The organism is Polaromonas sp. (assembly GCF_036676035.1).
GTDB lineage: Bacteria > Pseudomonadota > Gammaproteobacteria > Burkholderiales > Burkholderiaceae_C > Polaromonas.
This window is the reverse complement of record NZ_JAKFDR010000059.1, coordinates 25,500-39,506: the sequence shown is the minus strand read 5'-3', so window position 1 is coordinate 39,506 and position 14,007 is coordinate 25,500. Positions and strand designations below refer to the sequence as shown.

Here is a 14,007-nt window from a genome sequence, read left to right as displayed (position 1 = left end):
TGGGATTGCAAAACGCTCAGGACCGCTGGGCGTGCAGCGCCCTGAAATCCTCCTCATACCGCCTCAGCGTTTCGCCGGCCTTGCCGCGCTGCGCCGCGGTGGCGCTGTTGTGCAGGTCGGCCCAGGTTTCGCAGGCCTCTTGCGTCATGGTTTCAAAATGGCTGAGGTAGCCCGGGTTGGGCGATTGCAGTGCCCGCTCCAGCAGGCCTCGCACCATTGCCTGCGTCTTCTCCGGGCTGGCCTGGCCGGCAATCAGCGGTCTCAGGGTTTGCAGTGTGTCTTGCTGGCGGCGCAGCTTTTCGGCGTATGACAGTGTTGCATCAAACGGGGAGTCGTCAATCCGCCGGGCCAGCACGGTCAGCTGTTTGTCTTCCAGGCTGCCGTACAGCATTTCGGCGCGTTTGACAGCCTGCTTGAAACGCTTGTTGCGCAGTGCTTTGGGGCTGCCTTCCATGAAGTCGCTGCGGTAGTCGGCATTGCGTTTGGCAAATTCCCGCTCCAGCTGCACAAGCTGGCGGGCGTTCAGCGTGGGGACCAGCGCCGCCATGGCCGGCTCGACCTGTGCGGAGATCGCCTGCAGCTTGTGGCTTACATCGGCAAACACCGTGCAGGCCTGCGCCGGCGCCATGTCGGCGGGCATTTGCTGCTGCAGTTTTTGCAGCGCTTCAATGTAGGCGGGCAGCTGGGTCTGCCGGTGCCACTGCTGCAGCTTGAGCAGCGCCTGTCTGACATTGAGGCTTTGGCTTTCGGTGAAGTCCAGGTGGGCATCGAGGTACCAGTAAGCAAAATCGGGCAGCTGGTTGTAGAAAATTTTTACCGCGCTGCAGCCCTGCAGCAGGCCCGCCAGTGCCAGCAGGCTGATAATCCCTGCCATTCGCTTGAAAAACTGAAAGTTCACAGGAAATCTCATGGCAATCCCAGTTGATGTCGTCATCATGGCCGCGGGCAAGGGCACCCGGATGAAAAGCAGCATGCCCAAAGTGTTACACCGTTTGGCCGGTCGTGCACTGGTGCAGCACGTGATTGACACGGCGGCCGGCTTGCAGGCGCGCCACGTGGTGGTGATCACCGGGCACGGGGCCGCCGAGGTGGAGGCCGGGCTCAAGGCCTCGAATGCGGCGTCCGTCAACCTGACGTTTGTGCGCCAGGAGCCGCAGCTGGGCACCGGCCATGCCGTGCAGCAGGCCGTTCCCGTGCTGCCCGACGACGGCATCGTGCTGATCCTGAACGGCGATGTGCCGCTGATCGAGGCGGATACGCTGCGCGGGCTGATGGCCGACTGCGGCGGCAGCCGGCTGGCCCTGCTGAGCGTGGACATGCCCGACCCCACGGGCTACGGGCGCATCATCCGCTCGGGCCATGCCGTATTGGCCATCGTCGAACACAAGGATGCCAGCGCGCAGCAGCGCGCGATCCACGAGATCTACACCGGTGTGATGGCCGTGCCCGCCGCGCTGCTCAAGCGCTGGCTGGCCCGCTTGCGCAACGACAACACCCAGGGCGAGTACTACCTGACCGACATCGTCAAGTTCGCGGTGGAAGACGGGGCCGATGTGATCGCCACCAAGACCGCCGACAAGCTGCAGGTCGATGGTGTCAACAGCCCCCTGCAGCTGGCGGAGCTGGAGCGCGCTTTCCAGCTGCGCCAGGCGCGCGCGCTGATGGCGCAGGGCGTGCGGCTGGCCGACCCGGCGCGCTTCGATGTGCGGGGCGCACTGGTGTGCGGGCAGGATGTCGAGATTGATGTGAACTGCGTGTTCGAAGGCCGCGTCACGCTTGGGGACGGGGTGCGCATTGGCGCCAACTGCGTGATTGCCAATGCCGCCATCGCCGCCGGCGCGGTGATTCATCCCTTCACCCATATCGACGGTGAAAAACTCGGCGTGCAGGTCGGCGAGGGTGCGCTGATTGGCCCCTTCGCACGCCTGCGGCCCGGGGCGCAGCTGGGCGCCGAGGTGCACATCGGCAACTTTGTCGAAGTCAAGAATTCCACGCTGGCCAAGGGCGCCAAGGCCAACCACCTGGCTTACCTGGGTGACGCCACGGTGGGTGAACGCGTCAATTACGGCGCCGGCAGCATCACGGCCAATTACGACGGCGCCAACAAGCACCGCACGGTGATCGAGGCCGACGTGCACATCGGCAGCAACTGCGTGCTGGTGGCGCCGGTCACCATCGGCCAGGGCGGCACCGTGGGCGGCGGCTCCACCATCACCAAGGACACTCCCGCCGGCTCGCTCAGCGTCGCCCGCGGCAAGCAGGTCAGCCTGCCCAACTGGAAGCGGCCGCAGAAAATCAAACCCTGATCGCTATAAGTTTGATAGCTATTTGTGCCCATATTTATTGGGCTGGTGGAATATTTGCTCGATGCCTTGCGGGCCCGGCTGATTACTTGACGCGGTTGACCAGAAACACGCCTGCCACCGCCATGGCGCCGCCGGCGATCAGGCTGACGCTCAGCGGCTCGCCCAGCACCAGCCAGCCCAGCAGCACGCCGAAGACGGGCACCAGGTTGTTGAACACCACGGTGCGCGCCGCGCCCAGCTGGCGTATGCCTTCGTAGTACCAGACAAAGGCCACCGCCGTGCCCAGCACGCCCAGAAAGGCCAGGCCGGCCCACACCTCTGGCGTGAAAGATCCGGCATGCACGCTGGGCAGGTCGCGCAAGGCCAGCAGCCCCAAAAACAGCGTGCCCCAGATGGCCGCCCACAGCGTAGCCAGCACCGGCGACAGGCCTTGCAGCAACTTGCGGCCCAGCAAGGTGTAAACCGCCCAAGCGCACACCGCGCCAAACATCGAGAGTTCGCCCTTGCCCAGCGACTGCATGATCTGTGAAAGATCGCCGCGCGTGACCACCACCCACACGCCCAGCAGCGCCAGGGCCACACCCAGCCACCGCGTCATGGACAGCCGGTCGCCCAGCAATGCGGCGGCGATCAGCAGCGTCACCACCGGGTTGAGGGCGATGATGAGCGAGGTGCGCCCCGCCGGCAGCACCGACAGCGCCGTGAAAAACAGCAGGTTGTAGATGAAGATGCCGGTGGCGCCGAGCGCCATGGTGCCCAGCAGCTGGCCGCGCGTGACCTGCGTGATGGCGCGCAGGCCCTGGGTGAAGTGCAGCGCCACCAGCAAGGCCAGGGTGGCAAACACAAAGCGCACGAAGCCCGCGGTGGCAGGGGGCAGGTGGGCCGAGATGACGCGGCCGGCGATAAAAGTCCCGCCCCAAAGGATGGGCACGCAAGTCAAACGGAGGTAAATGCCCAGCAGCTTGGTGCTGGCGGTGGAAGTAAGTGTGGAGGCGTCGGGGGGTAGCGTGGTGGCAGTCGTCATGGTGCTTTTGTTGGCGAAGAGCAATAAATGAAGTAAATTTATGCATGAGATTAGTTGTTAAATTATTCACTATCAAATGAGCATTCACTCATCATGAAATCATGACCCTGGCCCAACTCGAAGTGCTGATCACCCTGGACGAATGCCGCAGCTTCTCGCGTGCGGCCATGCGCCTGGGCACCACACAGTCGGCCGTCAGCCACGCCCTGCGCGCACTGGAAACGCAGTTCGGCGTGAAGCTGGCGCAGCGCGATGCCTCCGGCGTGGCCATGACAGACGCCGGCGAACGTCTGCTGCTGCGAGCCCGCGAAATGACGGCGCTGGCGGCCACCATGACGCAGGAGCTGGGCGATGCCCGGGAGCTGAAAACCGGCACGCTGCGCATCGGCTCGTTTGGCCCGACTTCCACCGTGAACCTGTTGCCGCCCCTGCTCGCGGCTTTCAAAAAGCGCCACCCGGGCGCGCAGGTGCGTATCGAGGAAGAAAGCGATGAGGTGGTGGATGACTGGCTGCTGCAAAAGCGCGTGGAGCTGGGCTTTGTCGTGGTACCCGATGAACGTTTTGAAGTGCTGCCGCTGGTGCAGGATGAATTCGTCGCCATCCTGCCGGCCGGGCATCCGCTGGCCAAACACAAGGCGGTGCCGATCAGCGCGCTCACGGGGCTGGACTTTGTGCTGACCGAAGCCGGCTGCGGCCCGGTCATCGTGCCCATTCTCCAGAAAAACATTGCGCTGCCCAAGGTGCTGTATCACTTCACGCAGATCATCTCCATCCTGCAGTTTGTGCAGCGCGGCCTGGCGGTATCGGTCGCAGCCCGCCTGGCGCTGCCTGATGCACCCAAAGGCGTGGTTTACCGGCCCTTGCTGCCCGCGCAGCCGCGCACGGTGGGGCTGGCGTGCCTGGATGTGGCCAAGCTGTCGCCACTGGCGCGGGCGCTTTGGGAGATGGCCAAGGCGCAGCGCAAGGCGGTTTGAGCGCTATTACTCAGTGGTCCGAAAGTAGTGCGACATGCGTTGTCATCCTGAGCGCAGCGAAGGATCTCGGTATGCTGGCAAGATTCTTCGCGTTGCTCAGAATGACAGCATGAGCGGCGTCGCCTTCGTTACGGACTGCTGAGTAATTCGCTACTGATTTGATAGCTGTTTGCGCAGGATTTTATTGGGCTAGAAGCACTTTTGGCTCAAACTTTGCGCGCTTGGTACTGAAAAAAGCCTTCACGTTGCGCACATTGGCGTCGCTGGTAAACAGCCGCTGCGCCAGCGCCAGGTAGCGCGGCATGTCGGCCACATGTACCAGCAGCACAAAGTCCGGCCCCGGTGACACGCGGTAGCACTGCTGCACCGCCTCATCGGCCGCCACCCGCAGCTCGAACGCGTCCAGGAGCTCGGCGCCCTGCCGGTCCAGCGTGATCTCGACAATCGCGGTCAGGCCGTGCCCCAGCACCGCGGCGAGTTTGTCGGGGCTCAGCAGGGCCACCTCGCGCTCAATCAGCCCGGCGTCGCGCAGCCGCTTGACGCGCCGCAGGCAGGTGGGCGGCGACACGTGCACGCGCTCGGCCAGCGCCTGGTTGCTCAGAGACGCATCTTGCTGCAAGGCCTCCAGCAGTTTGATGTCGGTCTCGTCAATGCCTATTTGTTCCATATTTATATTATTTATGGAATTTAATTAAATATGTAGAAATTTATGAAATTTAATTCCATAAACAACAATAAATCAATCACATTAAAAAACCGTAAGCACGTAGCATCAGCGAATTGTTTTTTCAGGAGCTTTCCCCATGTGCGGCATCGTTGCGTCGGTTTCTACAAGAAATATCGTTCCCATCCTGGTGCAGGGCCTGCAGCGGCTGGAATACCGCGGCTATGACTCCTGCGGCGTGGCGGTGTATGCCGACGGCCTCAAGCGCGCACGCAGCACCTCGCGCGTGGCCGAGCTGCAGGCGCAGGTGAGTGCTGACAAACTCGAAGGCGGCACCGGCATCGCCCACACCCGCTGGGCCACGCACGGCGCGCCGGCGGTGCACAACGCCCACCCGCATTTCAGCCATGGCGCGGGTGCCGGCAGCCAGGCGCGCCCCGGCAAGGTGGCGCTGGTGCACAACGGCATCATTGAAAACCACGAGGAACTGCGCACGGCCCTGCAGGCCAAGGGCTATGTGTTTGACAGCCAGACCGACACCGAAGTGATCGTGCACCTGATCGACAGCCTGTACGACGGCGACCTGTTTGACGCCGTGAAAGCCGCCGTGGCCCAGCTGCACGGGGCTTACGCGATTGCCGCGTTCAGCAAGGACGAGCCGCACCGCGTGGTCGGCGCGCGTGCCGGTTCACCGCTGATCCTGGGCGTGGGCAAGGACAACTCTGAAAACTTCCTGGCCAGCGATGCCATGGCCCTGGCCGGCGTGACCGACCAGATCGTCTACCTGGAAGAAGGCGACCTGGTTGACATCCAGCTCGGCAAATACTGGGTGATAGACCGTGCGCACAAAGCGGTGCAGCGCGAGGTCAAAACCGTGCAGGCCCACAGCGGCGCGGCAGAGCTGGGGCCCTATCGCCACTACATGCAAAAAGAAATCTTCGAGCAGCCGCGCGCCATCGCCGACACGCTCGAAGGCGTCGAAGGCATAGTGCCCGAGCTGTTTGGCGACGCTGCGCACCGCGTGTTCAAGGAGATTGACTCCGTGCTCATCCTGGCCTGCGGCACCAGCTACTACAGCGGCTGCGCGGCCAAGTACTGGCTGGAGTCCATTGCTGGCATCCCGACGCAAGTGGAGGTGGCCAGTGAGTACCGCTACCGCACCTCGGTGCCCAACCCCAAGACCCTGGTCGTCACCATCACGCAAAGCGGCGAAACCGCCGACACGCTGGCCGCGCTGCGCCACGCGCAAAGCCTGGGCATGACCAACACGCTGACCATCTGCAACGTGGCCACCTCGGCCATGGTGCGTGAGTGCAAGCTGGCCTACATCACGCGGGCCGGTGTGGAAATCGGCGTGGCGTCGACCAAGGCCTTCACCACGCAGCTGGCCGGCCTGTTCCTGCTGACGCTGGCACTGGCGCAAAGCAAGGGCCGCCTGAGCGACGACGAAGAGGCCGCTCACCTCAAGGCCATGCGCCACCTGCCGGCGGCACTGCAGGCCGTGCTGGCGCTGGAGCCGCAGGTCATCAGCTGGGCCGAAGACTTTGCGAAGATGGAAAACGCCCTGTTCCTGGGCCGTGGCCTGCACTACCCGATTGCGCTGGAGGGTGCGCTCAAGCTGAAAGAGATCAGCTACATTCACGCCGAGGCCTACCCAGCCGGCGAACTCAAGCACGGCCCGCTGGCCCTGGTGACCAGCGCCATGCCCGTGGTCACCGTGGCGCCCAATGACAGCCTGCTGGAAAAACTCAAGAGCAACCTGCAAGAGGTACGCGCCCGCGGCGGCGTGCTCTACGTGCTGGCCGACGCCGACAGCCGCATCGACAGCAGCGAAGGCGTGCACGTCATCCGCATGCCCGAGCACTACGGCGCTTTGAGCCCCTTGCTGCACGTGGTGCCGCTGCAGTTGCTGGCGTATCACACGGCCTGTGCGCGGGGGACGGATGTGGACAAGCCGCGAAACCTTGCAAAGAGCGTGACTGTCGAATGATGGGCACGGCGCGCCAAGCGCGCTATTCTGGACAATTAAAGTCGTAAACAGGCAATTACAGTCGTAAACACGGCTCTAGCATTCATGCGGATTTGGCGGGGGCGAGTATTTCTCGTGCATTTATAAAGTCGTAAACAACTTTGGTCCGTGACTTAGGCATTGCGTATCCTCAACGATTTGCTTCTGTCGAGAAGGTCCAGGGCTGTCTCGCTCTGGAAATCCTCCCCGCTGCAAGGAGGTTGCTTGAATGCTCTAAATGGGATGAGCGGCACTTTGACTCGAACGCCTAACGCGAGGCATTCCGCTCCGCGATAACTGCTTGGACGGCGGTAAGGCGCTTATCTAACTCGCAAGTCAGCGTGTATGTATGGCGGATGTTAGAAATCTTGAGGGTGGCTTCTTCTTCCGCCCCGGGGGTATCACCTAGGATCTCCGCCAAGAAGATCTGGGTCCCCGTCTCATCTGGATTTCGAGACGCCAGCTCCTCGGCTATTTCATATGCCTGACGATACTCTTTCTTCATAAGGAAACACACTGCGAGGTGACGCAACGCCTGGTCGTGGCCTGCCGCAACGATAGATCCGTTGCAACAACTATCCATAAGTGCGGAATACAAGGGGTGCTGGTCGCCATTGTCGAGATCGATCGCAACAAGGATGCAGACTCCGAGATAGTCGTTGGTTTGGCTCAGTTGATTTAGCGTCGTCGCCTTCGATTTCGTGTCGTCGTCCTTTAGATATGGAAGGCAAAGCGCCTCGATTTCACTCTGAAGCGCTGAATAGTTCTCTTGGAAGGGTTGAGCAAACGAGCCGATACGGGGGCTGCAGAGAATGCTCGCAAAGGCCAGCAGGCAAATCAGCCGTTCCGGTTCCGACATACGCGTCGTTAACGGAACCACGATGGAGTTGTAGTCAACCTTCGATTGCCCCCTATGATTGACGCGGAAAAGCCCTTCGGCCTTTACGAACGTCTTGAAACGCGCGAGCGCGGCCTGAAGACGAACAGACCAGTGTTGGGAGCGGGCATGCACTTCCAAAAAAGTGCTCATGGACGCGTGTGGGGCACTTCCGATTTCGCCAAGTGCATAGCAGACCGACAATCGTCTCAACTCCGAAGCGTTCTCGCCGTAACGGACAAGAATTTCCGCAAGTGGGTATGGCCAACCATTGCTGCAAGAGAGAATCAGATCAATAACACCCCTGAACTCAACATCTGAAATTCCTTCAGACAGCATCGAGTAAAGAAATTGATGGGCTTTTCTAAACTCATGCGTCGATCGGCGCCATCCCGGGTCGTAGTTTTCGACTTCCCCGATCATCTCGACGGGCTCCGAATGAGCAAAGGCTTGCCAGAAAAATTGGCGGACCTCCGCTTTTTGAGCATCGTCGCCATCGAGCCAGCGTGCCAGATTGTGACGGTAGGCCGCTTCATCGTTGATTGGAGGTGCTTCTGGTCGATCCGGCGGCTCCACAACGCTGTTGTTCGCATAGGCCAAAGCTGGCGCTTGCCCCGCAGTTACACCGTACATGCGCTGACCATCGGCTGCGTACATCCGCAAAAAGTGAATGCTGTGACATGTCTTGGTGAACACGGCACTAATACGCTCATAGAACCTGAGTCCACTACTGAAGTCGTAAGAGTCAATGTCCGTGAGCAAAGAATCGATCGGGCGGGCATCGTCGATTTCGAGGTGAGCGCCAATGGTGTCTCGAACGGATCGCGACACTTGAAGCTCCGTTTGAAAATTTGAGACAGCAACGAAATTGTCGATTGGCGCCGGCGATCCTCCGCTGGCCACGATGAGCTTGTCAAGCCCGTCCATCTCCTGAAGCGCGCCAGGCGGGAGCGGACGAGTCACAAGGCAGTCGCAAAAACTGACAAGGTCAGTAATAACGCGTGCCTTGAGGATACGGGCAATCTGGGGATAAACGACGAACCTGACGAGAAGGTCTCTCTGTATGTCGATCCAACGGCGGATAAGCGCAAGCTGTCCTGCGCGTGCGTGTATGGGTGTCATGTTCAAGAGCGCGACGGTGTTGTTTCGTGCCATTGCCAAGGGATCCGCCCCGAGTTCGACTCCACTGCGGTTGTCGATGGTGCACTGGAACTGGCGCAGCGTCTCGAGCACGACCGGATCGGTCAGTTCGGGCAGTGCAGCATAGGGAACATATCCCGGAACGTTTAGGGCTGCGAGGCTCTGGTAAATCTCTTGCGCGCCTTCGACAAAAAAGCTGACCTTGACGATCTCTATCTCGTTCCACAGCTCGATACGCTTGCCGAAGTCGAAGTCCTGAACATGCGCACCTAACTTGTGTCTAGCAATCTTGAAGTATTCCTCGAAGGCAGACGCATAAGATTCTTTTGTCTTATGAAAGCCCCGCGTTTCATAGGCTGCGTCTTTAAGTGGTTTGCGTAGAGCTCGAGCATGCTCGATAAAGTTTTCCGCCCTGATGAGAATGTGGCGTGCGAGCATGCGCGCGACGAATGGATCAGTCAAATTCCTGGAGAGGTGAAGCGCAAGCTGCATTTCTTCTGCCATGAATTTCAGTTTTGCTATTCGCGTGTGAATCATTTTCTAACGGTGTCCTTTTGGGCTATACCGGTTACCCAAGATTGAATTCCTGTATTTCGAAAGAAGGATCTGACCGCAGAAACAAAACTGCCTAAGCGACATATGCAGTTGGGCGTAAGAAATGTCGGCCGGGGACAGATAACTCGGTCCGTCGTAGTAAACCTCCTCGCCGGCATCAAATTTCTGACCACCGGAAAAAAATATCTGGCATTACAAATTTCTCCTTGTGTAAGGCACTTGATCTTCATCCAGCACGGCGATGCAGCGATCAGCGAAGGCAATTGGCACTGCAAGCGCACTCAGGTATCGGGCGCGTGTCACACCAACATAAATCACACGCTTTGCTTCTGCATCGACCCTGTCCGTCCAGCACTGGAGGAGCGTTTCGGTGTAGTTGCCAGGTGCCCGATTCGGTGAAATCACTACACACACCGCATTGTATTCACGGCCCTTCGCTTCGTGAATCTTCGCGCACGTCAGTCCGAGCTCAACGGGGGCCTGTAGATGGTTCGACCATTGCCCATTAGGCGGCCGCCTGAAAAATCCGCGGGTTGTCACACCTGGCGGCAAAGGCAGGTTCAATAGCTCGACTTGCGCATGCAGATTGGCTATGCCACGGCCAGCCCATGACCCAGACTTTGTTGACCTTGATCTGGAGATTGGGCTGGACGCGGCCGAAACGCTCGAACCAGCGGCGCATGGCTTCTTTGTCGTGGCGCTCACCACTGAGCGCGTGGACGCCGGATACGCGATGGTGGACATGCGGCGCGACTGCTTCGAGCGCTTCATCCCAGCGATGGTGATTGACGTGGTCAAAGGTCTGTCGGATTCGATTCTCGACAATGCTGCTGTAAAACATTTGTGATTCCCCTGTGTTCGAGTGCAACTTGGTGGATGATTCTGGTTTACAGCCGGTAGAAGTAGCCATCTACACACTGTCCGATCTACGGTCTCAACGACAGCCCAGTGCCGAATACACGGTAACGACCACGTACCACATCGCAGTTTTCCCGGCAGATCAGCGCTCGCCGCGATCGAGCACCCAGGGCATCTTCTCCCAGAGCGCGCACTTGTGCAGCTCCGCAAACTGTGCGACAGGCGTGGCTTGGCTCTGTCCGCCCGGCCGCAGCGACATCAACGATCCGTCCGCGGTCAATCGAGGCCACGCCGCCTGACCGGGAACCTCTGGGTTGAAATTTTTGACGAAAGCGGCCCAGTAGCGATTCATTCCCTTCGACAACTGCCACTGCGCTTCGGTAAATCGTGAGGAGGAGAACTGCGCCATGTGAGGCGAATCGGGCCACGTGAACGGGGTATCGAGGCCATGTGATGCGCGAAACTCATAGCCGGGCGGCGTCGAGCCCGCCGGCGGATTTGGATCCTCGAACTGATAGTAGTAAGTGGGCGTTTGCCGCGCGAGATATCTTGCCAGCGCCAGGTTGGTGCAACCGCCGAGACCGCGCATCCCGCTGTCGGTAATGAAGTCGCCGATGACGTAGGGCAGCGCGAACTGGCCGGAGTATTTGTCCGCTGGATAGGCTGCCAGCATCGCTGGTGCACGCTCAGCCCCGACGAGCCGGGTGACCCAGGCCGCGTACGCCTGCGCCGTGAAGTTGGCGAAAGCCGTGCCGGAACTACGGCCTTCTTCACGCGTGCTGCCCATCAATACAGGCACCGCCCTCCACTCGCCTGCCGCGATCGCGTCGATCGCAGGTTTGCGGTGGAAGCCTTTGGGGTCGACATGTGGATTCCAGGCGCCGCCAGCAGTCACCAACTCGCCGACGCTCTTGGAGCGCAAGCAGGTCACGACGTTCTCAGGGCTCGCGCACCCAAGCTTGGCTGCAAAGGCTGCCGCCCGCGCCTCCGACTGCGCGACCGTGTCAACGTCCCGCAAGCAATCATCACTGGAAATAATCGCCGCATGAATAAGCCCAGCGGTACCAGGGTTGACAAGGACCGCGCAAACGTTCGTTCCGCCCGACGAGGTTCCTCCCAACGTCACCTTGTTGGGATTGCCGCCAAATGCACGGATGTTGCGTTGAACCCATTCCAGCGCGGCCTTGATGTCGAGCAATGCATAATTTCCCGCCAGGCGATCCTTGGCCTGCTGGGCGAGCGCGGGATGATTCAAGAAACCGAGTGATCCCAGGCGGTGATTGATGGCAACGACCACAACCCCGTTTTCTGCCGCCATGCGAGCGCCGTCGATCTGGACGGCGCCGCCGACGGTGTTGGCCCCACCGTGGACATACACAAGTACGGGGAGCGATGCGCCCGAAGCCGCGCCTGCGGGTCGATAGAGGTTGAGATAAAGGCAGTCCTCATTCTCCGTTCGACCGATGACCGGGGATGCAGCGCGCTGCGGGCAACTGGGTCCCGCGACCGTCCCGTCGCGTACGCCCTGCCAGGAAGCGGCTCTCTCGGGCGGTGCCCAACGCAGGCTTCCCATTGGTGGTGCTGCGAAAGGCAGTCCGAGGTACACCTCCGCGTCTCCTTTCGCAAGGCCTTTGACGCTGCCGTTCTCGGTTGTTACGGTCGAGCGGCCTGAATCGATTGCGCTTCCGGCCTTGTACGCACAGCCAACCTGTGCAAGGGCCACGGCACTCATTGCAATCCAGAAGGCTAGCGAGAATGGACGAGGATTCATGGATGGCTCCCAGGCGCAGCTTGTGGCGTTGCCGCAATCGCGCTTGGACCGCCGCCCCCGCCGCAGCCAGTGATGGCGATGAGCGCGGCCAGGGAAATGCCGCGAATGACGGTGATGTCGTGCAAGGTGGGTCTCCGGTATGTGGTGGTCGGTGGCCGATTGTTGAAAGAACAGCCGAAGATTGCAAAGATGTTTAGAATCTGGATTGAATACTTTTTAAATATGGACCTGCGACATCTCCGATATTTCATGGCCGTCGCCGAGGCGGGTCACATCACGCGCGCGGCGGAACTGCTGGGGATGCAGCAGCCGCCGTTGTCGCAGCAGATCCGCGCCCTGGAGCGCGAACTGGGCGCCCCGCTCTTCAATCGGCATCCCAAGGGCGTGGAGCTGACGGACGCGGGCCGGCAGCTGATGTCCGAGGCGTCGCGCCTGCTGGCTGACTTCTCGGCCATGCAGCAGCGGATGGCCGCTTTCGTGAAGGGGGAGCACGGCCGCATCGCGCTGGGTTTCACCAGTTCGGCCGCTGCGCATGCGTTCACGCCCGAGGTCCTGCGCGCCTGTCGCAAGCTGCACCCGGACATTCGCGTGGAGGTCAGCGAGAACAATGCCGCGGAGATCACGGAGGCGGTGGCCGACAAGCGCCTGCACTGCGGCTTCCTGCGGGTGCCAGTGGCGCGCCCGACCGGGCTCGTCTTCGAGGAGCTGCTGCAGGAGGAGTCGCTGCTGGCGATTCCGATCGACCACCGGCTGGCGCGCGAAAAGTCCAAGCCGGTGGAACTCAAGGAACTGCGCGCCGAGCGGCTCATCCTCGTGCGGCGGCCCGGCGCGCCGGGCTTGTATGCGAACTTGCTGGCCGCGTGCGCGCGGCACGGCATCGAGGTGGAACTCGCCGCCGAGGTCGAGCGCATGACCACCAACATCAACCTGGTCGCCGCCGGCGTGGGCTTGTCCCTCGTGCCGGCCTCCATGCGCGGAGCGCACCCCCACGCCATCGTCTACCGGCCGCTGGCCGACCCTGGGAAGCTGAGCGCGCCGCTGACCCTGGTCTACCGCAAGCACGATTGCGACGGCCCGACGGGGACCTTCATCTCGCTCGCGCGTGAGGTGGCCGCGGGGCACCGGGCGCGAGTGCGATGAGGAGATTGCATGCAGTGGCTCGTTAGGAGGCGGTGCCTGCTCTTCGCGGTGCTTGCCGCGGCGATTCACGGGCGATCCGGTGCGCAGCCTGCGTGGCCATGGAAGGCGGTGCGAATCATCGTCGCCTATCCACCCGGTGGCGTGAGCGACCTCGTCGCGCGCGAGCTCGCCGAACTGCTCGCGGCGCGGCTGGGCGTGCCCGTCCTCGTGGAGAACCGCGCTGGCGCGAGCGGCACGCTCGCCATGGAGCGGGTGGCAGGCAGCCCCGCCGACGGCCACGTGCTGGGCTTTGCAGCGGCGACGGCAGTGGCGCTGATGACCGCAAGCGGGCGGCGCGACCCGGGGCTGCTGCCCGTCACACCCGTGGCCGGTGTGATGCGCACACCGGTGCTCGTGGCGGGGACGCCGGCCCTTCGCGCGCGGACCTTCGCCGAAATGCTTTCACTCGCGCGTGTGCGATCCAGCGCCGTCCGGTGGGCGACGACCGGCGCTGGGACGACAGGCCACAACGTGCTGGAGCGGGTGCGTCGCGCGAGTGGCGCCCACCTGGTGCACATCCCCTACAAGGGCGGCGGCCAGCAGATCACGGACGCCCTCGGCGGCCACTTCGAGGTCCTGTCCACGAACGTCGCTCCGCAGCAGCTGGAAGCCATCCGGCGTGGACGCTTGACGGCCCTGGCCGTGGGCGCA

The 14,007-nt window shown here is 61.6% G+C and carries 10 protein-coding genes and 1 pseudogene; 5 read left to right on the top strand and 6 right to left on the bottom strand.

The window, feature by feature from the left end; genetic code table 11:
• Window positions 1-16: 16 nt before the first annotated feature.
• Entirely contained in the window at window positions 17-874 is an 858-nt protein-coding gene (locus V6M61_RS09695; RefSeq protein ID WP_332776361.1) for a DUF6279 family lipoprotein, read from the bottom strand.
• A 34-nt stretch (window positions 875-908) separates the two neighbouring features.
• On the opposite strand from V6M61_RS09695, the gene glmU reads away from it, so the two are divergent.
• Entirely contained in the window at window positions 909-2,306 is a 1,398-nt protein-coding gene (glmU, locus tag V6M61_RS09690; protein ID WP_332776360.1) for a bifunctional UDP-N-acetylglucosamine diphosphorylase/glucosamine-1-phosphate N-acetyltransferase GlmU, read from the top strand.
• 82 nt (window positions 2,307-2,388) lie between these two features.
• Here glmU and V6M61_RS09685 read toward each other — a convergent pair whose 3' ends face one another.
• On the bottom strand, window positions 2,389-3,330 hold the full coding sequence (locus V6M61_RS09685; protein ID WP_332776359.1) for a DMT family transporter: 942 nt from the start codon (window positions 3,328-3,330) through the stop codon (window positions 2,389-2,391).
• 101 nt (window positions 3,331-3,431) lie between these two features.
• Here V6M61_RS09685 and V6M61_RS09680 point away from each other — a divergent pair, with 101 nt between their 5' ends.
• On the top strand, window positions 3,432-4,304 hold the full coding sequence (locus tag V6M61_RS09680; RefSeq protein WP_332776358.1) for a LysR family transcriptional regulator: 873 nt from the start codon (window positions 3,432-3,434) through the stop codon (window positions 4,302-4,304).
• A 181-nt stretch (window positions 4,305-4,485) separates the two neighbouring features.
• Here the strand turns inward: V6M61_RS09680 and V6M61_RS09675 are convergent, their stop codons facing one another.
• On the bottom strand, window positions 4,486-4,971 hold the full coding sequence (locus V6M61_RS09675) for an Lrp/AsnC family transcriptional regulator (RefSeq protein ID WP_332776357.1): 486 nt from the start codon (window positions 4,969-4,971) through the stop codon (window positions 4,486-4,488).
• A gap of 136 nt (window positions 4,972-5,107) precedes the next feature.
• Between V6M61_RS09675 and glmS the strand changes: the two genes are divergently transcribed.
• The gene (gene glmS, locus V6M61_RS09670; protein WP_332776356.1) at window positions 5,108-6,958 is read left to right on the top strand and encodes a glutamine--fructose-6-phosphate transaminase (isomerizing); all 1,851 of its coding nucleotides are present in this window, start codon (window positions 5,108-5,110) and stop codon (window positions 6,956-6,958) included.
• 286 nt (window positions 6,959-7,244) lie between these two features.
• Here glmS and V6M61_RS09665 read toward each other — a convergent pair whose 3' ends face one another.
• The 3 genes from V6M61_RS09665 to V6M61_RS09655 all read right to left on the bottom strand — a co-directional run bounded on the left by V6M61_RS09665 (window position 7,245) and on the right by V6M61_RS09655 (window position 12,177).
• Window positions 7,245-9,530 carry a hypothetical protein gene (locus tag V6M61_RS09665; protein ID WP_332776355.1) on the bottom strand — a complete coding sequence of 762 codons (2,286 nt, stop codon included), beginning with the start codon at window positions 9,528-9,530 and terminating at the stop codon, window positions 7,245-7,247.
• Between the two features lie 523 nt (window positions 9,531-10,053).
• The gene (locus V6M61_RS09660) at window positions 10,054-10,389 is read right to left on the bottom strand and encodes a nuclear transport factor 2 family protein (RefSeq protein WP_332776354.1); all 336 of its coding nucleotides are present in this window, start codon (window positions 10,387-10,389) and stop codon (window positions 10,054-10,056) included.
• A gap of 159 nt (window positions 10,390-10,548) precedes the next feature.
• Window positions 10,549-12,177: a carboxylesterase/lipase family protein gene (locus V6M61_RS09655; protein WP_332776353.1), complete on the bottom strand. Its 1,629-nt coding sequence runs from the start codon at window positions 12,175-12,177 to the stop codon at window positions 10,549-10,551.
• Window positions 12,178-12,399: 222 nt separating this feature from the next.
• Here V6M61_RS09655 and V6M61_RS09650 point away from each other — a divergent pair, with 222 nt between their 5' ends.
• Together V6M61_RS09650 and V6M61_RS09645 are read left to right on the top strand one after the other, a co-directional pair.
• Window positions 12,400-13,317 (top strand): LysR family transcriptional regulator, encoded by a 918-nt coding sequence (locus tag V6M61_RS09650; protein ID WP_332776377.1) that lies wholly within the window; start codon window positions 12,400-12,402, stop codon window positions 13,315-13,317.
• Between the two features lie 9 nt (window positions 13,318-13,326).
• Window positions 13,327-13,986, top strand: a pseudogene (locus V6M61_RS09645) (Bug family tripartite tricarboxylate transporter substrate binding protein); the annotation flags it as partial.
• Window positions 13,987-14,007 lie beyond the last annotated feature (21 nt).